We start from the raw sequence: 22,225 nt of genomic DNA on the forward strand, positions 1-22,225 counted from the left end.
GGGATATTTCCTTCAGAGGTTGGAAAGGTTTTTTTCTATCATTTGTCTAGTCAGCTACAGTCCCTCAAAAGTTAGATTTTCCTGTTTAATTTTTTGGGGGGCGGTGGGTCAATCGCTCATGCAATGTACTTCACGAAGTGATTTCGATGAGCGGGGGTTAAGTCTATTTATAGATTAAGCTTTCTGAGATACTCCCATAACTACAGAGAGTCATCATTTCCAGCTGGGATCTATAGTCAAGAGGTGTAGCTACATCCATCGTTATGATTGCTGAAGGCCTATTGTCTAAGAATATTAGCGGGTAATATTACTAGTAGATTGATAAGTGACCAATTGAATTCCTTCTTACTACCTTCCCCTCTCTCTGAAAGCGTAAAACAAACTAGTCAGAAAAGCCACTTTGTGGTATAATATAGAAGACTCAAAAAGAAACAGGAGAATAATATGGAAATCAATCTTATTTTAGCAATTATCTTGATTGTGTTAGCTTTTCTAGGAGGAGCTCTTGGAGGTATGTATTTGGTTCGTAAGCAAATCGAAAAAGAATTTGCAGACAATCCACGTTTGAACGCTGAGGCAGTTCGTGCTCTCTTGAGCGCAAATGGTCAAAAACCAAGCGAAGCCAAGGTTCAACAAGTTTACCACCAAATCATCCGTCAACAAAAAGCGGCTCTTGCTAACAATAAAAAGAAATAAATAGGAAAAGTCTGGGATGAAAGTTCCAGACTTCTCACTATGTTCAATAGTTCTCAAGGATAAGACTTTTTCCTTGCATTCTATTGATATTTGATTATGATTAAAAGAGAGGCAGTTGCCATTCTATCAAGCTGTCTGTCCGTTCATTTAGGACAAGTAATCATGATGAACTATCAATCAGAAAAAAGACTAGAAAGAAGACTGTATGGATAATCGACCAATTGGTTTTTTGGATTCGGGTGTCGGGGGCTTGACCGTTGTTCGTGAGCTCATGCGCCAGCTTCCCCATGAAGAAATCGTCTATATTGGAGATTCGGCACGGGCGCCCTATGGTCCCCGTCCTGCTGAGCAAATCCGTGAATATACTTGGCAGTTGGTCAACTTTCTCTTGACCAAGGATGTCAAAATGATTGTCATTGCTTGCAACACTGCGACTGCGGTCGTCTGGGAAGAAATCAAGGCTCAACTAGATATTCCTGTCCTAGGCGTGATTTTGCCAGGAGCTTCGGCAGCCATCAAGTCCAGTCAAGGTGGGAAAATCGGAGTCATTGGAACGCCCATGACGGTCCAATCAGACATCTACCGTCAGAAAATCCATGATCTGGATCCGGATTTACAGGTGGAGAGTTTGGCCTGTCCCAAGTTTGCTCCCTTGGTGGAGTCTGGTGCCCTGTCAACCAGTGTCACTAAGAAAGTGGTTTATGAAACCCTGCGTCCCTTGGTCGGCAAGGTGGATAGCTTGATTTTGGGTTGTACCCATTACCCACTCCTTCGCCCTATCATCCAAAATGTCATGGGACCAAAGGTTCAGCTCATCGATAGTGGGGCAGAGTGTGTACGGGATATCTCGGTTTTGCTTAACTATTTTGAAATCAATCGTAGCCGAGATGCGGGACCTCTTCAACATCGTTTTTACACAACAGCCAATAGCCAAAGTTTTGCCCAGATTGGAGCAGAATGGCTGGAAAAAGAGATTCATGTGGAGCATGTAACTTTATGACAAACAAAATTTATGAATACAAGGATGACCAGGACTGGTATGTCGGTGTCTGGGATGTCTATGGAGGCATCTATAGCCTTATCAAAGATCCTCTCGAGCTTGATTTTATGGATTTAGCGCGGATTTTTCGGGACGAGGAAAATGGCTTTCCGATTACGATAACGGTGATGCGCTGGTCTTCTAACTTCCGTCTGCTCTCCTTTATCGTTGAGATTTTAAATGCCGAAGCAGGTCGCAATCTAGAAGTCATCCAACGTCAGGGAGCTCTGCTCTTGGTTGAAAATGGAAAGCTTTTGCATGTTGAATTGCCTAAAGAAGGAGTCGATGTAGAAGCCTTCTTTGAAACTAGCAAGGTTAGAGAAACTCTGCTCATTGCGACTCGTAACGAGGGCAAGACCAAGGAATTCCGAGCTATCTTTGACAAGTTAGGCTACGATGTGGAAAATCTCAATGACTATCCAGATTTGCCTGAAGTAGCTGAAACAGGTATGACCTTTGAAGAAAATGCCCGCCTCAAAGCAGAAACCATTTCCCAATTAACAGGCAAGATGGTGCTAGCAGATGACTCAGGTCTCAAAGTCGATGTCCTCGGCGGTTTGCCAGGAGTCTGGTCAGCCCGTTTTGCAGGTGTGGGAGCAACCGACCGTGAAAACAATGCCAAACTCTTGCACGAATTGGCCATGGTCTTTGAACTCAAGGACCGTTCGGCTCAATTCCACACAACCCTAGTCGTAGCTAGTCCAAACAAGGAAAGCTTGGTGGTTGAAGCTGACTGGCCAGGTTATATCAACTTTGAACCCAAGGGTGAAAATGGCTTTGGTTATGATCCGCTCTTCCTTGTGGGAGAGACAGGTAAGTCAGCAGCTGAATTAACCCTTGAAGAAAAAAATAGCCAATCCCACCGTGCCTTAGCCGTTAAGAAACTTTTGGAGGTATTTCCATCATGGCAAAGCAAACCATCATTGTAATGAGTGATTCCCATGGCGATAGCTTGATTGTGGAAGAAATTCGTGATCGTTATCTGGGGAAAGTTGATGCCATTTTTCACGATGGTGACTCAGAACTCCGTCCAGACTCTCCGCTCTGGGAAGGCATTCATGTCGTCAAAGGAAATATGGACTTTTATGCTGGCTACCCAGAACGGTTGGTGACTCAACTTGGTCCCACTAAGATCATCCAGACGCATGGACACTTGTTTGACATCAATTTCAACTTTCAAAAGTTGGACTACTGGGCTCAGGAAGAAGATGCCGATATCTGTCTCTATGGTCACTTGCATGTGCCAAATGCTTGGATGGAAGGCAAGACTCTTTTTCTAAATCCAGGCTCCATCAGCCAACCACGAGGGACTATCAGAGAATGTCTCTATGCTCGAGTGGAGATTGATGACAGCTATTTTAAAGTAGACTTTTTGACACGTGACCATGAGGTTTATCCAGGCTTGTCCAAGGAGTTTGCTCGATGATTGCCAAGGAATTTGAAGCATTTTTATTGGAGCAGGAAGAGACTTTTCTTACCCCTGCTGAGAATCTAGCAGCCTTGATTGATACCCATAACGCTGACCATGCAATTTTGGTGCTGAGCCAAATCACCTATACCCGTATCCCTGTTGTGACCTTTGACAAACGCTTTGTTGGAACCATTGGTCTGAGGGACATTTTGGCTTATCAAATGGAGCAAGGTTTGACGGATGAGCAGATGGCAACGACAGACATCGTCAATATGACCAAGACAGATGTGGCAGTCGTCGCTCCAGACTATAACATCACAGAGGTCCTCCATAAACTGGTGGATGAACCCTTCTTGCCAGTGGTAGATGGTGAAGGAATTTTCCAAGGAATCATCACGCGCAAGTCCATCCTCAAGGCTGTCAATGCCCTTTTGCATGACTTTAGTAAGGAATATGAGATTCGATGCAAATGAGAGATAGGATTTCAGACTTTTTAGAGGAAAAACAGGGCTTGTCTGCCAATTCCAAGCAGTCCTATAAGTATGATCTGGAGCAATTTTTAGACATTGTGGGTGAGCGGATTTTTGAGACCAGTCTTAAGATTTACCAAGGCCAGCTAGCCAATCTAAAAATTAGCGCCCAGAAGCGAAAACTTTCGGCCTGTAACCAATTTCTCTACTTTCTCTATCAAACAGGAGAGGTGGACAGTTTTTACCGCTTGGAATTAGCCAAACAAGCTGAAAAGAAGACCGAAAAGCCAGAACTGTTAGACCTAGAGTCTTTTTGGCAAGAAAGTGATTATCCAGAGGGGCGCTTGCTGGCACTCTTAATCCTAGAAATGGGACTCTTGCCTAGCGAGATTTTAGCTCTCAAGGTTGCGGATATCAATCTGGATTTTCAGGTGTTGCGAATCAACAAGGCTTCCCAACAGAGGATTGTCACTATTCCCATGACCTTGCTTTCAGAATTGAAACCCTTGATGGGCCAGACCTATCTTTTTGAAAGGGGAGGGAAAGCCTATTCTCGTCAGTGGGCCTTTCGTCAGCTAGAATCTTTTGTCAAGGAGAAAGGTTTCCCAGCCTTATCAGCCCAAGCCTTGCGGGAACAGTTCATTCTAAGACAAATAGAAAACAAGGTCGATTTGTACGAAATAGCAAAAAAATTAGGATTAAAAACAGTTCTGACCTTAGAAAAATATAGATAATGGATATTAAATTAAAAGATTTTGAAGGGCCACTGGACTTGCTCTTGCACTTGGTTTCCAAGTATCAGATGGATATTTACGATGTGCCCATTACGGAAGTCATCGAACAGTATCTAGCCTATGTCTCAACCCTGCAGGCTATGCGTCTGGAAGTGACTGGTGAGTATATGGTCATGGCCAGTCAGTTGATGCTCATCAAGAGCCGCAAACTCCTTCCAAAGGTAGCAGAAGTGACAGATTTGGAGGATGACCTGGAGCAGGATCTTCTCTCCCAAATCGAAGAATACCGCAAATTCAAGCTCTTGGGTGAGCACTTGGAGGCCAAGCACCAAGATCGGGCCCAGTACTATTCCAAAGCGCCGACAGAGTTGATCTACGAAGATGCGGAGCTTGTGCATGATAGGACGACCATTGACCTCTTTTTGGCTTTTTCTAATATCCTAGCCAAGAAAAAAGAGGAGTTCGCTCAGAACCATACGACCATCTTGCGGGATGAGTATAAGATTGAGGACATGATGTCCATCGTAAAAGAGTCCTTGGCTGGCCGAGACCAGTTGCGCTTGCAGGATTTGTTCAAAGAAGCCCAAAATATCCAAGAGGTCATTACCCTCTTTCTGGCAACCCTAGAGTTAATCAAAACCCAAGAACTGATCCTTGTTCAAGAGGAGAGTTTCGGAGATATCTATCTCATGGAAAAGAAGGAAGAAAGTCAAGAGGCACAAAGCTAGACTTGATAGAGAGGAAAGATGAGTACTTTAGCAGAAATAGAAGCGCTCTTGTTTGTAGCAGGTGAAGATGGGATTCGAGTCCGACAGTTGGCTGAACTCCTATCACTTCCACCGACAGGCATCCAGCAGAGTTTAGAAAAATTAGCCCAAAAGTATGAAAAAGACCAAGAGTCGAGCTTGTCCCTGATTGAGACAGGGGGCGCTTACAGATTGGTGACCAAGCCTCAATTTGCAGCGATTTTAAAGGAATACTCCAAAGCTCCCATCAACCAGAGTCTGTCTCGGGCTGCCCTTGAGACCTTGTCCATCATTGCCTACAAGCAGCCCATTACGCGGATAGAAATTGATGCCATCCGTGGGGTTAACTCGAGTGGGGCCTTGGCAAAGTTGCAGGCCTTTGACTTGATACGAGAAGACGGAAAAAAAGAAGTGTTGGGGCGCCCCAACCTCTATGTGACTACGGATTATTTCCTAGATTACATGGGAATTAACCATTTGGAAGAATTACCAGTGATTGATGAGCTTGAGATTCAAGCCCAAGAAAGCCAATTATTTGGTGAAAGGATAGAAGAAGATGAGAATCAATAAATATATTGCCCACGCAGGTGTGGCCAGTAGGAGAAAAGCAGAAGAGTTGATCAAGCAAGGCTTGGTGACGGTCAACGGCCAAGTGGTGCGTGAACTAGCAACGACCATCAAGGCTGGTGATAAGGTTGAAGTTGAAGGCCAACCTATCTATAACGAAGAAAAGGTCTACTATCTTCTCAATAAACCCCGCGGAGTGATTTCTAGTGTGACAGATGACAAGGGACGCAAGACGGTTGTTGACCTCTTGCCCAATGTCAAAGAGCGCATCTACCCAGTGGGACGTTTGGACTGGGATACATCTGGTGTCTTGATTTTGACCAATGATGGGGATTTTACGGATGAAATGATTCACCCGCGTAATGAGATTGACAAGGTCTATGTCGCGCGTGTTAAAGGTGTGGCCAACAAAGAAAATCTCCGTCCCTTGACCCGTGGCCTTGAGATTGATGGCAAGAAAACCAAGCCTGCTGTCTATGAGATTCTCAAAGTGGATCCAGTCAAAAATCGCTCAGTAGTGCAGTTGACCATCCATGAAGGGCGTAACCATCAGGTTAAAAAAATGTTTGAAGCCGTCGGTCTCCAAGTGGACAAGTTGTCTCGGACTCGTTTTGGACACTTAGATTTGACAGGCCTTCGTCCAGGTGAATCCCGTCGTCTTAACAAAAAAGAAATCAGCCAACTGCATACTATGGCTGTAACCAAGAAATAATGAAACGAATCTTAATAGCGCCAGTTCGCTTTTACCAACGCTTTATCTCACCAGTCTTTCCACCCTCTTGTCGTTTTGAGCCCACTTGTTCCAACTACATGATTGAAGCTATTGAAAAACATGGCTTCAAGGGAGTTTTGATGGGCTTAGCTCGGATTTTACGTTGCCACCCTTGGTCGAAAATAGGCAAGGATCCTGTGCCAGACCACTTTTCACTCAAACGAAATCATAAACAAAAAGAATCAGCCTGATTCTTTTTTGTATACTTTAGAAAGGAAGTTGGCAGATTAAGATTTTCACTATCCTTCTCCTATAAAAAGTGGTAAAATGGAGGACAGAAAGAAGGAACTGATATGACAACATTATTTTCAAAAATCAAAGAAGTAACAGAACTTGCTGCGATCTCAGGTCATGAAGCGCCTGTTCGTGCCTATCTCCGTGAAAAGTTGACTCCGCATGTGGATGAAGTTGTGACAGATGGCTTGGGCGGTATTTTCGGGATTAAACATTCAGAAGCTACCGATGCGCCCCGTGTTTTAGTCGCTTCTCATATGGACGAAGTTGGCTTTATGGTCAGCGAGATTAAGCCAGATGGAACCTTCCGTGTCGTTGAAATCGGTGGCTGGAATCCTATGGTAGTTAGCAGCCAACGCTTTAAACTCTTTACTCGTGATGGTCGTGAAATTCCCATGATTTCAGGATCTGTTCCACCACATTTGACTCGTGGAAAGGGCGGACCAACCATGCCAGCTATTTCAGATATCGTCTTTGATGGTGGCTTTGCGGATAAGGCTGAGGCAGAAAGCTTTGGCATCCGTCCTGGTGATACTATCGTACCAGATAGTTCAGCAATCTTGACAGCCAATGAAAAAAATATCATCTCAAAAGCTTGGGATAACCGCTATGGGGTCCTTATGGTTAGTGAGCTAGCAGAAGCTCTTTCAGGTCAAAAACTCGGAAATGAACTCTATCTTGGTGCTAATGTCCAAGAAGAAGTGGGTCTCCGTGGCGCACACACTTCAACAACTAAGTTTGACCCAGAAGTCTTTCTTGCAGTTGACTGTTCACCTGCTGGTGATGTTTATGGCGGCCAAGGCAAGGTTGGGGACGGTACCTTGATTCGTTTTTACGATCCAGGTCATTTGCTTCTCCCAGGTATGAAGGATTTCCTTTTGACAACGGCTGAAGAAGCTGGTATCAAGTACCAATACTACTGTGGTAAAGGCGGAACGGATGCAGGTGCAGCTCATCTGAAAAATGGTGGTGTTCCATCAACAACTATCGGTGTTTGCGCTCGTTATATCCATTCTCACCAGACCCTCTACGCTATGGATGACTTTTTAGAAGCTCAAGCTTTCTTGCAAGCCTTAGTGAAAAAATTGGATCGTTCAACAGTTGATTTGATTAAAAATTATTAAAGAATAAGAGAGGTGAGCGAAATGACAGAACCAAACCTAGAAAGCCTTATAAAAGATCTCTATAATCATGCCCGTCAAAGCTTGAGTGATGAGTTAGTCGCCGCTCTCCTAGAGACTGCTAAAAAACTACCTACTACAAACGAGCAATTACTAGCAGTCCGTCTCTCAGGCCTGGTCAATCTTGAACTGTTCAGAAATCCCAAACACCCAGCACCTGAATTGATCAACTTAGCTCGCTTTATCAAAAGAGAAGAAGCCAAGTACAGAGGAACCGCAGTTTCTGCTATTATGTTTGGGGAACTCTTTAAAATGCTTTGATTCCATTGTGAATCAAAGCATTTTTTATACGTCAGAAAAGCCATTCTTGATTAAGAGACGAAAAAACCACCTAGGTCAAGGTGGCTTCTTGTTTATTAAATTTGTTCAGCAATGACCTTTTCAGCTAGGTTCATGGCGTGGTCAGATACGCGAGTGTAGTGGGAAATGATGTCGATAAAGTTGACCCCTGCTTGTGTTGAACACTCGCCCTTGTTAAGGCGCTTGATATGGGTCTTTCTGAGAATGCGTTCCATATTGTTAATCTCTTTATGGCGTTCAATCAGGCTTTGAGCTTTTTCAATATCATTGTTCTCAACACTATCAAGGGCATCCTTGATAAACTCAGTAGTTTTTCGATAAATATCAGCTAATTCCTCTAGAGCAGCTTCAGAAAAATGAACATCTTTGCGTTGGAGATAGTCTGTTAGGTTGAGCAACCCTTCTGCGTGGTCCCCAATCCGTTCCAAATCACGAGATGAATCTAGGATGTTGGTCAACACTTCGCTTTCTTTCTGACTTAAGGATTCGCTTGAGAGCCTGATGAGGTAACGAGTGAGTTTTTCATCGATGGTATTGATGGCCTCCTCTGTTTTGTGTCCTTTTTCAGCTACCTTTTCATCCAAACCGATGATATAGTTATAAGAAAGGTCAAAAGCTTTAGCTGCATAATTCCCCAAGTGCAAGAGTTCTTTTTTTGCATTTCCTAGTGCGATAGAAGGAGATTGCTGGATAAGTTGTTCGTCGAGATAAAGGGGCTCGTACTTGACAACTTCATCTTCACCAGGGATGAGCTTGGTTACAAAGTAGGCCAAAGCTCCGATGAATGGAAATTGTACAATAGTATTACTTACGTTAAAGGCACCGTGAGAGAAGGCAATAGTCATCTCAGGTGAGAGGTGAAGGAGTGTCTGGAAGTACTCGATCATAGCAGTGAAGGGGCCTAATAAGATTAAGCAAAGAATAGTTCCTAAAACGTTAAAGGTAACGTGGGTTGCTGCAACGCGCTTTGCAGAGACATTGGCTCCAGCAGCCGCTAGGATAACAGTTAGGGTTGTCCCGATATTATCCCCAAAGAGAACTGGTAGAGAACCTTTAAGATCAAGGAACCCACCGGCATAGAGGCCTTGTAGAATCCCAATTGTCGCAGAAGAAGCTTGGATAAGGACGGTAATCACTGCACCGGCTACCACTCCTAAAATAGGATTTTGTCCCAAGGTTACCATATATTCCTTGAATTGTGGTAAATCTTTAAGTGGGCTCATACCGGCACTGATGAGGTTGAGGGCGTAGAAGATTCCCCCAACACCAAATAGGATGCGTCCGATATTGTTTGCTGTTCTATTTTTTGTAAAGAAGAGGAACATGGTTCCAAGGAAAATCAGGGGTAAAGCATATTCGCCAAGCTTGAAACCGATGATAAAGGAAGTAACGGTGGTTCCAATATTGGCTCCCATGATGATTCCGATAGCTTGTCTAAGAGTTAGAAGGCTAGCGCTGACCAGTCCAACCGTGATAACTGTAACCCCTGTACTTGACTGAATCAGGGCGGTTACGACAATCCCGACTAGAACACCTAAAAAGGGATTGCTGGTGTACTTGTCAATGTAAAAACGAAGGCGATCTCCAGCAGCTTGTTGCAAACCGTCTCCCATGGTCTTGATACTATATAAAAACAGTCCTAGACCTCCTAAAAAGTGAAATAAAATTTCCTGCCAATTAATGGACATTTCTTTTTCCTCCGAAAAATAATAACGGAATTTCTCCTATTCTATTTTAAAGGATAAAAGTAAATCCCACAAGTGTTTTCTCGATATTTTAGTAAGAAATCGCTAACTTTTTTAAATTTCTTCCTTAAGCAGAGTTCTTACTTCAAGTATAAATGTCTGAAAGGATTGTGTCCAAATTTTACTGATTCTTATCCTAGTTATAGTTTATACGTAAAATAGATTGACATCGCTTTCATATAAGATAAAATGAAGATGATCCTGTTCTGGTGGTATGCCATGAGAACAGTTACTTTTCATCAAAAGTAAAGCGCTTACTTTATATTTTATTAGGAGGATAAGATGAAAAATTTATTTTTTGAAAAACGTTGCCGCTACAGCATTCGTAAGCTGTCAATCGGAGCTTGTTCTTTGATGATTGGGTCAGCTCTATTTGCGAGCCCAGCTCTTGCAGAGCAGGTTGCTGTCCCTGAGGCAGTTGCAAATACGAGCGCCCAAGCTACAAGCGCTAGTGAAACAGCGAGTCCAGACACTGCGACCATCGAAAAACAATTAGAAAAAACTGAAAACAAAGTAGCTGAGCAACCAATTTCAGAAAACACTCCAGCAATAGCTGATTTGGTTAATGAAAAAGAAGAGGCAAAGCCAGCTCCGACAGAAAAAGTTGAGGAGCCAGCTCCAGCAACTGACAAAGAAGGAGTCAAGCCGGAGCCAGCTCCTCAAGTGGTTGACAATAAAGCCGACAAACCAAGTTTAGCAGACGTTCCTAAAAATGAAGAAAAGAGTCTCCGACCAAAAGAAATCAAGTTTGATACTTGGGAAGATTTGTTGAAATGGGAACCGGGTGCGCGTGAGGATGATCCCATCAATCGTTCCTCAGTTGAACTAGCCAAGCGCCATAGAGGTCAGTTGGTTAACGAAAAAGCAAGCAGAAGAGCCAAAGTTCAGGCACTAGCAAATACCAACTCAAAGGCTAAAGACCACGCTTCTGTTGGTGGAGAAGAATTCAAGGCATATGCTTTTGACTATTGGCAATACTTGGATTCAATGGTCTTCTGGGAAGGTCTAGTTCCAACTCCAGATGTCATTGATGCAGGTCACCGCAACGGAGTTCCTGTTTATGGGACACTCTTTTTCAACTGGTCTAATAGCATTGCCGACCAAGAGAAGTTTGCCGCCGCCTTGAAACAAGATGAGGATGGCACCTTCCCGATTGCACGTAAACTCGTTGACCTTGCTAAATACTATGGTTTTGATGGCTACTTCATCAACCAAGAAACAACGGGGGAATTGGTAGCACCTCTTGGTGAAAAAATGCGCCAATTCATGCTCTATACAAAAGAATACGCAGCCAAAGTCAACCACCCAATCAAGTATGCTTGGTACGATGCCATGACCTACAAATACGGTCGATACCACGAAGATGGCTTGGGAGACTACAACTACCAGTTTATGCAAAAAGAAGGTGACAAGGTCCCTGCAGATCAATTTTTTGCCAATTTTAACTGGAACAAGGAAAAGAATGACCACTCTGTAGAGATGGCAAAATGGCTAGAACGTAGCCAGTATGATGTCTTTGCAGGCTTGGAATTGCAACAAGGTGGCTCTTATAAGACCAAAGTCAAATGGGATGCCCTCTTAGATGAAAAAGGCAAGTTGCGTTTGTCACTTGGACTTTTTGCACCAGATACGATTACCAGTCTAGGAAAAACAGGCGAAGACTACCACAAGAATGAAGATATCTTCTTCACAGGCTACCAAGGAGATCCAACGGCTCAAAAACCAGCAGATAAAGAGTGGTATGGGATAGCCAATTTAGTTGCTGACCGCACACCAGCAGTTGGCCGAACCTTCACGACCTCCTTTAATACAGGTCATGGTAGAAAATGGTTTGTAGACGGTAAAGTTTCTAAGGATTCTGAGTGGAACTACCGTTCTGTTTCTGGTGTCTTGCCAACATGGCGCTGGTGGCAGACTTCAACGGGGGAAAAACTTCGTGCAGAATATGACTTTACAGATGCCTATAATGGAGGTAACTCCCTTAAATTCTCAGGTGATGTAGCTGGTAAGACGGACCAGGATGTGAATTTGTATTCTACCAAACTAGAAGTAACTGAAAACACCAAACTTCGTGTTGCCCACAAGGGAGGAAAAGGCTCTAAAGTTTATATGGCCTTCTCTACAACACCAGACTACAAATTTGAGGATGCAGCCGCATGGAAAGAGCTAACACTTTCTGATAACTGGAAGAATGAAGAATTTGACCTTAGCTCACTAGCAGGTAAAACAATCTATGCAGTCAAACTCTTCTTCGAACATGAAGGGGCTGTAAAAGATTATCAGTTCAACCTAGGACAATTAACAATTTCGGATAATCACCAAGCACCACAAGCGCCTACAGGCCTTTCTGTAGTGAAACAATCTCTCAAGAATGCCCAAGAAGCTGAAGCAGTGGTCCAATTTGCTGGTAACCAAGATGCAGATTTCTATGAAGTCTACGAAAAAGATGGAGATAACTGGCGTTTGTTGACAGGATCATCTGCTTCAACCATCTACTTGCCAAAAGTTAGCCGTTCTGCTAATGCGACTGGTAGGACTCAGGAACTGAAAGTCGTTGCAGTTGGTAAAAATGGCCTCCGTTCCGAAGCTGCGACGGCATCCTTTAACTGGGGGATGACAGTTCAGGATACAACTCTCCCAAGACCTTTGGCTGAAAATATTGTTCCAGGGGCAACGGTTATTGGTAGCACTTTCCCAAATACTGAAGGTGGAGAAGGTATTGAAGGTATGCTGAACGGTACCATTACTAGCTTGTCAGATAAGTGGTCTTCAGCTCAGTTGAGCGGTAGTGTGGATATTCGCTTGACCAAGCCACGTACCGTTGTTAGATGGGTCATGGATCATGCAGGAGCTGGTGGAGAATCCGTAAACGACGGTTTGATGAACACCAAGGACTTTGATCTTTACTACAAGGATACAGATGGCGAGTGGAAACTAGCTAAGGAAGTTCGTGGCAACAAAGCACACGTGACAGATATCACTCTTGACAAACCAATCACCGCTCAAGACTGGCGTCTAAAAGTTATCACTTCAGATAACGGAACACCTTGGAAGGCCATTCGTATCTACAACTGGAAGATGTATGAAACCCTGGACACAGAAAGTCAAAATATTCCAATGGCTAAGGTGGCTGCCCGTTCACTTGGAAACCATCAAGTTCAACTAGGCTTCTCTGATGTTCCAGCGGGTGCAACTATCACCGTTTACGACAAGGCAGATTCACAAACACCGATTGCAACTTTGAAGTCTGATACTGGAGGGGACTTGGCAACAGCACCATTGGGCTTTGACAAGCAACCAACTCTCCTCTACTATCGTACTCAACTACCTGGCAAAGAAATCAGTAACACCTTGGCTGTAGCGATTCCACAGGATGAAAGAAAAATTGCTGCAGTTAGTCTCGAAAAAGGACCTAAGAAGACAGTTTACAAAGAGGGAGAAAAACTTGACCTCAGAGGCGGAACACTCCGTGTTCAATATGAAGGTGGCGAAGCTGATGAACTGATTAACCTTACTCACTCAGGTGTGACGGTATCTGGATACGATGCTCATCAAAAAGGGGAACAAAAGCTCACAGTCAGCTACCTTGGACTTCCAGTTACTGGTGACTTGAAGGTACAAGTGACAGGACAAGATGAAGGAAAACCAAAAGAAGTAGCGGGCTTGTATATTACTAAGAAACCAAAAACAGACTATCTAGTAGGAGATCAACTGGATCTTGCAGAAGGTCGCTTCGGTGTTCTCTATGATGATGAGACGGAAGAAAGTCATGCCTTTACGGACCAAGGTGTTGAAATCACGGGCTATGATGCTCAGAAGACTGGACGACAAACCTTGACCTTGCATTACAAGGGACTCACTGCTGAGTTCGATGTCTTGGTTTCTCCAAAAGCAGCTGTCAACGATGAGTACCTCAAACAAGAAATCACTGCTGCCCAAGGTCGCCAGTCAACCCTTGGCTACACCTTCTCAAGCGAGGACAAACAAGCAGCACTAGTAGAGAAGCTCAATGCAGCGAAAGCTGTAGCAGAAAACCATAATGCTAGCCAAGAAGAAGTCAATCGGGCTTTGAATGAGTTGAAACAAGCAGGGACAGCCTTGGATGGAAATCAACGTTATCAGACTGCTAGAGAAGAATTGGAAGGTTTGCTCGAATCCCTTCGTGAAAAAGATCCTAAAGCTGAGTTGATTGCCCAAGCAGAAACCTTGTTGGCTTCAGAAATGCCAACTCCACAAGCTTTTGCGGAAATGAAAGAAAAGCTAAATAAGAAACTAGCTCCTGCAGAAGAAAGTCATCATGTTGGAAGCGTGGATCCAAATGAAGTGGCCCCAACGGTTGAGGCCCTCCCTGAACTAGTTATTGAAACTGAAACAACAGCCTTTGAACGTCAGGAGCGACCAAACGCAGCCCTTCTCAAAGGACAACGCCGTGTTGTGCAAGCTGGAGTTGAAGGCCAAGTTCGCCACTTTGTAGCAGTAGATACCCAAGGCAAACGCACTCTTCGTTCGACTGAGGTAGTCAAGGAAGCAATCCCAGAAATCACCGAAGTTGGAACAAAAGTTCTATCAAGCAACCAACCAGCTGAAGGTGTGAAAGATTTAGTTCTAGAAACTCCGAAACTGGAAATTGAAGAGGGGACAGTTTCCTTCGAACGTCAGGAACGACCAAATGCAGCCCTTCTCAAAGGACAACGCCAGCTAGTTCAAGCAGGAGTTGAAGGCCAAGTTCGTCGCTTTGTAGAAGTTGATGGTCAGGGCAAACGCACCCTTCATTCTACTGAGGTTCTCAAGGAAGCCCTTCCAGAAATTGTTGAAGTTGGAACGAAAGAAGAGCAAGTCTCACAAACAAGGGATCAAGCGCTCTCAGCAACACCAGCAAAAGTTGAAGAAACAAGCAGAGAGCTTCCAAATACGGGAGCGACAAGAGATGCTAGCCTAGTAGCGCTGGGACTTCTCGGACTAATGAGTGGCTACGGCTTGCTCTCTAAAAAGAGGAGAGAAGACTAATCAGATTTACGAATCTTGGATTTTCTCATAAAAACTAAAAAACAAGGTTTGACTATAGATTAGTCAGGCCTTGTTTTAATTACTTATTTTATGAGGTCTTTCTAGTTTTAATTTTAAAAAAAGTAGTTTCAGTTGCAAGAATGAACAAGAAAAGTTTAGGGTTTTTCTATCTCTTTTGCGGATTTTGTGATATAATTAACACGTATAAAAAAAGAAGGAGTCATATCTAATGGCAAAATTGACTGTTAAAGACGTTGACTTGAAAGGGAAAAAAGTTCTCGTTCGTGTTGACTTCAACGTACCTGTTAAAGATGGCGTGATTACCAATGACAACCGTATCACTGCAGCTCTTCCAACTATCAAGTACATCCTTGAACAAGGTGGACGTGCAATCCTCTTCTCTCACCTTGGACGTGTAAAAGAAGAAGCAGACAAAGAAGGTAAATCACTTGCTCCTGTAGCTGCTGACTTGGCTGCTAAATTGGGACAAGAAGTTAAATTTATCCCAGGTGTTACACGTGGTGCTGAATTGGAAGCCGCTGTTAACGCTCTTGAAGATGGACAAGTTCTCTTGGTTGAAAACACTCGTTTCGAAGATGTTGATGGCAAGAAAGAATCTAAAAGCGATCCTGAACTTGGTAAATACTGGGCATCACTTGGAGATGGCATCTTCGTAAACGATGCATTCGGTACAGCTCACCGTGCACACGCATCTAACGTTGGTATCTCAGCAAACGTTGAAAAAGCAGTTGCTGGTTTCCTTCTTGAAAACGAAATTGCCTACATCCAAGAAGCGGTTGAAGCTCCAGAACGTCCATTCGTAGCTATCCTTGGTGGTTCAAAAGTTTCAGACAAGATCGGTGTTATCGAAAACTTGCTTGAAAAAGCTGATAAAGTCCTTATCGGTGGTGGGATGACTTACACATTCTACAAAGCACAAGGTATCGAAATCGGTAACTCACTTGTAGAAGAAGACAAATTGGATGTCGCTAAAGCTCTTCTTGAAAAAGCAAACGGCAAATTGATCTTGCCAGTTGACTCAAAAGAAGCAAACGCATTTGCTGACTACACTGAAGTAAAAGATACTGAAGGTGAAGCAGTAGATCCAGGTTTCCTTGGTCTTGATATCGGTCCAAAATCAATCGCTAAATTTGACGAAGCTTTGACTGGTGCGAAAACAGTTGTTTGGAACGGACCAATGGGTGTATTTGAAAACCCTGACTTCCAAGCTGGTACAATCGGTGTCATGGACGCTATCGTAAAACAACCAGGCGTGAAATCAATCATCGGTGGTGGTGACTCAGCTGCCGCAGCTATCAACCTTGGTCGTGCAGACAAGTTCTCATGGATCTCTACTGGTGGTGGAGCATCAATGGAACTTCTTGAAGGTAAAGTATTGCCAGGACTTGCAGCCTTGACAGAAAAATAAGCTTTCGTAAATAAAACGATGAAAAGAGGAACTTAGTTTCCTCTTTTTCTTGTTGCTTGAATTAAAAACGTTTCCGATTGATTTTGGCTCATAAAATCAACTAATTTATGATAAAATGGAAATAGAAAGTTGAGATTATGGGTTATTTTAAAAAATATAAATTTGATAAGTCACAGTTCAAGCTTGGTCTACGAACCTTTAAAACTGGAATTGCTGTTTTTTTAGTTCTCTTGATTTTTGGATTTTTTGGTTGGAAGGGACTTCAAATTGGGGCTTTGACAGCAGTCTTTAGTTTGAGAGAGAGTTTTGATAAGAGCGTTCATTTTGGAACATCACGTATTCTAGGAAACAGTATCGGTGGTTTCTACGCCCTTGTTTTCTTCCTCTTAAACACTCTATTTCAAGAAGCTTTTTGGGTGACCTTACTGGTTGTTCCGATTTGCACCATGTTAACCATTATGACAAATGTTGCTATGAACAACAAAGCGGGAGTTATCGGTGGTGTAGCAGCTATGTTGATCATTACCCTATCAATACCAAGCGGAGAAACATTTTTGTACGTATTTGCGCGTGTATTTGAAACATTTATGGGTGTTTTTGTGGCCATACTCGTAAATTATGATATTGAACGTTTTAGAAATCTTTTGGAGAAAAAAAGAAAATAATGTTACATTTTATGACATTATTGATTGACGTATGTGCTTTTTTAGACTATAATAGACAGAAAGAAGGAAATTGTAAATGAAGGAAAGAGAATTTCGTCGAAATATGGCTGTTTTTCCTATCGGTAGTGTGATGAAGTTGACCGATCTCTCGGCGCGTCAGATTCGTTATTATGAAGATCAAGAGTTGATAAAGCCTGATCGAAACGAAGGGAACCGTCGTATGTATTCTTTGAATGACATGGATCGTTTGCTTGAAATCAAAGATTATATCTCTGAAGGTTTCAATATCGCTGCTATTAAGAAAAAATATGCTGAACGTGAGGCGAAATCCAAGAAATCAGTGAGCCCAACGGAGGTGCGTCGTGCGCTTCATAATGAGCTCCTCCAACAGGGACGCTTTGCTTCAGCACAGTCGCCTTTTGGTCGCGGTTAGGTAATCGCAAGTAGTCATACATTAAGGAGAAAACTCATGCCAATCACAGCTGCAGATATTCGTCGTGAAGTCAAGGAAAAAAATGTTACCTTTATCCGTCTCATGTTTTCAGATATTCTGGGAACTATGAAAAACGTCGAAATTCCTGCTACAGATGAACAACTAGACAAGGTCTTGTCAAACAAAGCCATGTTTGATGGATCTTCTATTGAAGGTTTTGTACGTATCAATGAGTCAGATATGTACTTGTACCCAGACTTGGATACATGGACAGTCTTCCCTTGGGGAGATGAAAATGGAAGTGTTGCAGGTTTGATCTGTGATGTCTATACAACAGAGGGTGAGCCATTTGCAGGTGACCCTCGTGGGAATCTGAAGCGTGCACTTCGTCATATGGAAGAAGTAGGATTCAAATCCTTCAACCTTGGTCCAGAACCAGAATTCTTCCTATTTAAATTGGATGAAAATGGTGACCCGACACTTGAGGTAAATGACAAGGGTGGTTACTTTGATTTGGCACCTACGGATCTTGCAGACAATACGCGTCGTGAAATCGTGAATGTCTTGACCAAAATGGGATTTGAAGTAGAAGCAAGTCACCACGAAGTTGCGGTTGGTCAACATGAAATTGACTTCAAGTATGATGAAGTTCTCCGCGCTTGTGATAAGATTCAAATCTTTAAGCTCGTTGTAAAAACCATTGCTCGCAAACATGGCCTTTACGCAACCTTTATGGCAAAACCAAAATTTGGTATTGCTGGGTCAGGTATGCACTGTAACATGTCCTTGTTTGATGCAGAAGGAAACAATGCCTTCTTTGATCCAAATGATCCAAAAGGAATGCAGTTGTCTGAAACGGCCTACCATTTCCTTGGTGGTTTGATCAAGCATGCTTACAACTATACTGCCATCATGAACCCAACAGTTAACTCATACAAACGTTTGGTCCCAGGTTATGAAGCGCCTGTTTACATTGCTTGGGCTGGTCGCAACCGTTCACCACTTGTGCGCGTGCCTGCTTCACGCGGTATGGGAACTCGTCTCGAGTTGCGTTCAGTGGATCCAATGGCAAACCCATACATCGCTATGGCAGTTCTATTGGAAGTTGGTTTGCATGGTATTGAAAACAAAATCGAAGCACCAGCTCCTATCGAAGAAAATATCTATATCATGACAGCTGAAGAGCGTAAGGAAGCTGGAATTACCGACCTTCCATCAACTCTTCACAACGCCTTGAAAGCTTTGACAGAAGATGACGTGGTCAAGGCAGCCCTAGGTGAACACATCTACACTAGCTTCCTTGAGGCTAAACGTATCGAGTGGGCTAGCTATGCAACCTTTGTTTCACAATGGGAAGTTGATAATTATCTTGACCTTTACTAATATAGAAGAAAGATTGCCTGAGGGCGGTCTTTTTTCTTGCGTTTTATATCGAGGTGTGATATATTTTATATAACGAGGTGCGATGTATCGAACTGAATAGGAGGCAGTTGTAAATGGAATTAACGGATAAGATTCGTCGAGTTTATCTTCCGATGACGGAAACGGGTTTTTATATCTTGTTCTGTCTGCAAAAGGAACGTCATGGTTATAGTATTACCCAAAAGGTCAAGGAGATGACAGATTCGCAAGTCTTGATTAGTCCTGGAACTATGTATGGAACCTTGTCAAAGATGGAAAAGGATGGTTTGATTTTCTTTGTCCGAGAAGAAGAAAAACGGAAAATCTATCAGATTACAGACTTGGGACGAAAAGTCTTGGATATTGAATTGAAACGTATTGAACGACTCTACAGAAATAGTCGGGAGGGAGGATGATGGAAAAGAAGGTTGTTTATAGAATTGCTACCATTGCGGATTATGATAGAGAGGCTTTATATCTTAGAAAAATGCATGCTGAGGGCTGGAAACTTAAGGAAGTGACCTACTCTAACTTAGTAGTTGCAGTTAAGTATACTTTTGAAGAGTGTCAGCCTGAGCAGGTGTCTTATCAGTTGGACTTTTATCCCATGAAAAAATCAGAGAGAGCCTCCTATTTACAACTATTTAAAGACTGTGGCTGGGAGCATATTACAGACTTTAACAAATTTTCCTATTTTAGAAAAGCGCATTCTGAAATTGAATCGGATGCGGAATTTGAAATTTATAACGATGCGGCCGGGAGGTTAGCTATGGTCAAACGTATTTTAACAATGCGGATGCTTCCTATCTTGCTTCTATTTTCAGCTCTACTACCGGTTTTCTCAAAGTTTGTCAGTGGAGTTAGTTCTTTTAGTTGGGAATTGTTTTTGATTTTCATAATAGATGGTGTTTTATTGATAGTATTTGCAATTCAGATTTCTTATATTCTTTGGAGATTGTTTCAAAAATGGAAAGTATTATCTGATAAATAAAACAATGTATGTTTTCTAATTGGGAGGAAGGATTATGAAAAGTAAAGCACAATTTCGAGTTTTCACCATTGTTGATTTGGACAAGGAAGAAGAATATTTACATGAGATGCATTTGAAAGGTTGGAGGTATAGAACGAGTCGTTTTGGTTTTTTCTATTTTGACCAATGTCAACCGGAAGATATCATCTACCGTATCTATGATTCTAGATTTCTTAAAAAGTATAAGCATGAACTGCAAGATCTCAGAAATAGAGGTTGGGAATTGATAGAAACAGGTTCTTGTTCAATTCTTCGTCAATCATCTTCTGATTTACTTCCAGAGGATCAAGTCTATATGAGTAAGACTCTCAGGTGGGAAGTTATGCGGTATAGACTTCGTTCATGTACAGCTGTTTTCTCGGGTGGTCTTGTTGTTTGTATGAGTTTGTTTCGAGAAGAACTGTCGCAATCTTTCTTCGTCATTTTTGCTCTATATGCCTTTATAATTTCTTATCTATTCTATGGTTTTTTCAGGCTTAGAAGAAAATATCGAGTAGATGGAAGGTAAGTTTCTAGGTCTTTAGACTGATTTTTAGCACTCTTGATAAAAGAGTGCTAATTTTTTGAGTTTTTGTCTTGACATTCTCTTTTAAGGGTGTATAATAGAATCATAAGTTAGCACTTAGGTGTATCGAGTGCTAATCAATCTGACAGAAGGGAGTGATGAGATGGTTACAGAGCGTCAGCAGGATATTTTGAATCTGATTATTGACATCTTTACCAAAACGCACGAACCTGTCGGATCCAAAGCACTACAAGAGTCTATTAACTCTAGCAGTGCAACCATTCGTAATGATATGGCGGCTCTAGAAAAGCAAGGTTTGCTTGAGAAAGCTCATACTTCTAGTGGTCGGATGCCAAGTGTTGCTGGTTTTCAGTACTATGTGAAACACTCATTGGATTTTGACCGACTGGCTGAAAATGAGGTATACGAAATTGTCAAAGCCTTTGATCAGGAATTCTTCAAATTGGAGGATATTCTGCAAGAGGCTGCTAATCTACTAACAGACCTAAGTGGCTGTACGGTAGTGGCTCTGGATGTTGAACCGAGCAGACAACGCCTGACAGCTTTCGATATTGTCGTTCTAGGCCAACATACTGCTCTTGCAGTTTTCACCCTAGACGAGTCTCGAACGGTTACCAGTCAGTTTCTGATTCCAAGGAATTTCTTGCAAGAGGATTTGCTGAAACTGAAGACCATCATTCAGGAACGTTTCCTCGGTCACACCGTTCTGGATATTCACTACAAGATTCGGACGGAGATTCCGCAGATTATCCAGCGTTACTTTACAACAACGGACAATGTTATGGATCTCTTTGAACACATTTTTAAGGAAATGTTCAATGAAAACATTGTGGTGGCGGGCAAGGTCAATCTCTTGAATTTTGCCAATCTAGCAGCCTATCAGTTCTTTGACCAACCGCAAAAGGTGGCTCTGGAGATTCGTGAAGGTCTGCATGAAGATCAGATGCAAAATGTTCGTGTTGCAGATAGTCAAGAATCCTGCCTAGCTGATCTAGCAGTGATTAGCAGTAAATTCCTTATCCCTTATCGTGGTTTTGGAATTCTGGCGATTATCGGCCCAGTCAATCTGGATTACCAGCAATTGGTCAATCAAGTCAATGTTGTCAATCGAGTTTTAACTATGAAACTCACAGATTTCTACCGCTATTTGAGTAGTAATCATTATGAGGTGAGTTGAACATGAAATTACATAAATTCCTAAAAAGGAGGCGAAAAATGTCTGAGGAAATAAAAAACGAAGAAGTAAAAGAAGAGGAAGTTGTGGAAACAGCTGAAGAAACAACTCCTGAGAAGTCTGAGTTGGACTTGGCAAATGAACGTGCGGACGAGTTCGAAAACAAATACCTTCGCGCTCATGCAGAAATGCAAAACATCCAACGCCGTGCCAATGAAGAACGTCAAAACTTGCAACGCTATCGTAGTCAAGACTTGGCGAAAGCAATTCTCCCTTCTTTGGATAATCTTGAACGCGCCCTTGCCGTTGAAGGTTTGACAGACGACGTCAAAAAAGGATTGGAGATGGTGCAAGAAAGCTTGATTCATGCTTTGAAAGAAGAAGGAATCGAAGAAATCGCAGTGGATGGAGAATTTGACCATAACTATCATATGGCCATCCAAACTCTCCCAGCAGACGATGAACATCCAGCAGATACCATCGCCCAAGTCTTCCAAAAAGGCTATAAACTCCATGACCGCATCCTACGTCCGGCAATGGTGGTAGTGTATAACTAAGCTAGAAAACTTGAAAAACCTTGTCCGAAACGACAATAAACTATGAATGAAGATAAGAGGCAAGCCAGAGGCTTGCAAAAACGATATTTTCCGCCGTGGTGAAAATTT

At 42.7% G+C, this 22,225-nt stretch carries 23 protein-coding genes; 22 read left to right on the plus strand and 1 reads right to left on the minus strand.

Features of this window, described 5'->3' with window-relative positions:
• The first annotated feature begins 450 nt into the window (after nt 1-450).
• The 12 genes from B7709_RS00785 (at nt 451) to B7709_RS00840 (ending at nt 8,111) form a co-directional block, all read left to right on the plus strand.
• Nucleotides 451-696, plus strand: coding sequence for a YneF family protein (locus tag B7709_RS00785; protein ID WP_084971013.1), 246 nt, complete (start codon nt 451-453; stop codon nt 694-696).
• Nucleotides 697-901: 205 nt separating this feature from the next.
• On the plus strand, nt 902-1,696 hold the full coding sequence (gene racE, locus B7709_RS00790; protein WP_000370379.1) for a glutamate racemase: 795 nt from the start codon (nt 902-904) through the stop codon (nt 1,694-1,696).
• Nucleotides 1,693-2,664, plus strand: a complete 972-nt coding sequence (locus tag B7709_RS00795) for a nucleoside-triphosphate diphosphatase (protein ID WP_084970899.1) — start codon at nt 1,693-1,695, stop codon at nt 2,662-2,664. Before racE ends, B7709_RS00795 begins: the two co-directional genes overlap by 4 nt.
• Complete coding sequence (locus B7709_RS00800; RefSeq protein WP_001118939.1) at nt 2,640-3,161, plus strand: metallophosphoesterase; 522 nt, start codon at nt 2,640-2,642, stop codon at nt 3,159-3,161. The genes B7709_RS00795 and B7709_RS00800 overlap by 25 nt, the downstream gene beginning before the upstream one ends.
• Complete coding sequence (gene cbpB / locus B7709_RS00805) at nt 3,158-3,619, plus strand: cyclic-di-AMP-binding protein CbpB (RefSeq protein ID WP_000560697.1); 462 nt, start codon at nt 3,158-3,160, stop codon at nt 3,617-3,619. The genes B7709_RS00800 and cbpB overlap by 4 nt, the downstream gene beginning before the upstream one ends.
• Nucleotides 3,616-4,350 (plus strand): site-specific tyrosine recombinase XerD, encoded by a 735-nt coding sequence (gene xerD / locus B7709_RS00810; RefSeq protein ID WP_345769896.1) that lies wholly within the window; start codon nt 3,616-3,618, stop codon nt 4,348-4,350. Before cbpB ends, xerD begins: the two co-directional genes overlap by 4 nt.
• On the plus strand, nt 4,350-5,078 hold the full coding sequence (locus tag B7709_RS00815; protein WP_084970903.1) for a segregation/condensation protein A: 729 nt from the start codon (nt 4,350-4,352) through the stop codon (nt 5,076-5,078). The genes xerD and B7709_RS00815 overlap by 1 nt, the downstream gene beginning before the upstream one ends.
• 18 nt (nt 5,079-5,096) lie before the next feature.
• Nucleotides 5,097-5,666: an SMC-Scp complex subunit ScpB gene (scpB, locus tag B7709_RS00820; protein WP_000105288.1), complete on the plus strand. Its 570-nt coding sequence runs from the start codon at nt 5,097-5,099 to the stop codon at nt 5,664-5,666.
• Entirely contained in the window at nt 5,653-6,375 is a 723-nt protein-coding gene (locus tag B7709_RS00825; RefSeq protein WP_001222214.1) for a pseudouridine synthase, read from the plus strand. Before scpB ends, B7709_RS00825 begins: the two co-directional genes overlap by 14 nt.
• Entirely contained in the window at nt 6,375-6,626 is a 252-nt protein-coding gene (yidD, locus tag B7709_RS00830) for a membrane protein insertion efficiency factor YidD (protein WP_061454564.1), read from the plus strand. Before B7709_RS00825 ends, yidD begins: the two co-directional genes overlap by 1 nt.
• Before the next feature lie 102 nt (nt 6,627-6,728).
• Complete coding sequence (gene pepA / locus B7709_RS00835) at nt 6,729-7,793, plus strand: glutamyl aminopeptidase (RefSeq protein ID WP_084970905.1); 1,065 nt, start codon at nt 6,729-6,731, stop codon at nt 7,791-7,793.
• Nucleotides 7,794-7,814: 21 nt separating this feature from the next.
• Entirely contained in the window at nt 7,815-8,111 is a 297-nt protein-coding gene (locus tag B7709_RS00840) for a bacteriocin immunity protein (protein ID WP_084970907.1), read from the plus strand.
• A gap of 95 nt (nt 8,112-8,206) precedes the next feature.
• On the opposite strand, the gene B7709_RS00845 is transcribed toward B7709_RS00840, so the two are convergent.
• Nucleotides 8,207-9,838 (minus strand): Na/Pi cotransporter family protein, encoded by a 1,632-nt coding sequence (locus tag B7709_RS00845; protein ID WP_084970909.1) that lies wholly within the window; start codon nt 9,836-9,838, stop codon nt 8,207-8,209.
• 339 nt (nt 9,839-10,177) lie between these two features.
• On the opposite strand from B7709_RS00845, the gene B7709_RS00850 reads away from it, so the two are divergent.
• The 10 genes from B7709_RS00850 to grpE all read left to right on the plus strand — a co-directional run bounded on the left by B7709_RS00850 (nt 10,178) and on the right by grpE (nt 22,117).
• Nucleotides 10,178-14,902: an endo-beta-N-acetylglucosaminidase gene (locus tag B7709_RS00850; protein WP_084970911.1), complete on the plus strand. Its 4,725-nt coding sequence runs from the start codon at nt 10,178-10,180 to the stop codon at nt 14,900-14,902.
• Nucleotides 14,903-15,131: 229 nt separating this feature from the next.
• Nucleotides 15,132-16,331 (plus strand): phosphoglycerate kinase, encoded by a 1,200-nt coding sequence (locus tag B7709_RS00855; RefSeq protein WP_084970913.1) that lies wholly within the window; start codon nt 15,132-15,134, stop codon nt 16,329-16,331.
• 137 nt (nt 16,332-16,468) lie between these two features.
• Nucleotides 16,469-16,996: an FUSC family protein gene (locus B7709_RS00860; RefSeq protein WP_061454557.1), complete on the plus strand. Its 528-nt coding sequence runs from the start codon at nt 16,469-16,471 to the stop codon at nt 16,994-16,996.
• A 76-nt stretch (nt 16,997-17,072) separates the two neighbouring features.
• Complete coding sequence (gene glnR, locus B7709_RS00865) at nt 17,073-17,429, plus strand: transcriptional repressor GlnR (RefSeq protein WP_084970915.1); 357 nt, start codon at nt 17,073-17,075, stop codon at nt 17,427-17,429.
• Nucleotides 17,430-17,465: 36 nt separating this feature from the next.
• The gene (gene glnA / locus B7709_RS00870; protein ID WP_001122883.1) at nt 17,466-18,812 is read left to right on the plus strand and encodes a type I glutamate--ammonia ligase; all 1,347 of its coding nucleotides are present in this window, start codon (nt 17,466-17,468) and stop codon (nt 18,810-18,812) included.
• A gap of 113 nt (nt 18,813-18,925) precedes the next feature.
• Entirely contained in the window at nt 18,926-19,246 is a 321-nt protein-coding gene (locus tag B7709_RS00875) for a PadR family transcriptional regulator (RefSeq protein WP_084970917.1), read from the plus strand.
• Nucleotides 19,246-19,821 carry a DUF2812 domain-containing protein gene (locus tag B7709_RS00880; protein ID WP_061454574.1) on the plus strand — a complete coding sequence of 192 codons (576 nt, stop codon included), beginning with the start codon at nt 19,246-19,248 and terminating at the stop codon, nt 19,819-19,821. Before B7709_RS00875 ends, B7709_RS00880 begins: the two co-directional genes overlap by 1 nt.
• Nucleotides 19,822-19,855: 34 nt before the next feature.
• Nucleotides 19,856-20,368 (plus strand): DUF2812 domain-containing protein, encoded by a 513-nt coding sequence (locus B7709_RS00885; protein ID WP_084970919.1) that lies wholly within the window; start codon nt 19,856-19,858, stop codon nt 20,366-20,368.
• A gap of 160 nt (nt 20,369-20,528) precedes the next feature.
• Complete coding sequence (hrcA, locus tag B7709_RS00890) at nt 20,529-21,563, plus strand: heat-inducible transcriptional repressor HrcA (protein ID WP_084970921.1); 1,035 nt, start codon at nt 20,529-20,531, stop codon at nt 21,561-21,563.
• 38 nt (nt 21,564-21,601) lie between these two features.
• Nucleotides 21,602-22,117 (plus strand): nucleotide exchange factor GrpE, encoded by a 516-nt coding sequence (grpE, locus tag B7709_RS00895; protein ID WP_084970923.1) that lies wholly within the window; start codon nt 21,602-21,604, stop codon nt 22,115-22,117.
• The last annotated feature ends 108 nt before the right edge of the window (nt 22,118-22,225 follow it).

It is taken from the genome of Streptococcus oralis subsp. dentisani (assembly GCF_002096335.1).
Lineage (GTDB): Bacteria > Bacillota > Bacilli > Lactobacillales > Streptococcaceae > Streptococcus > Streptococcus oralis_Z.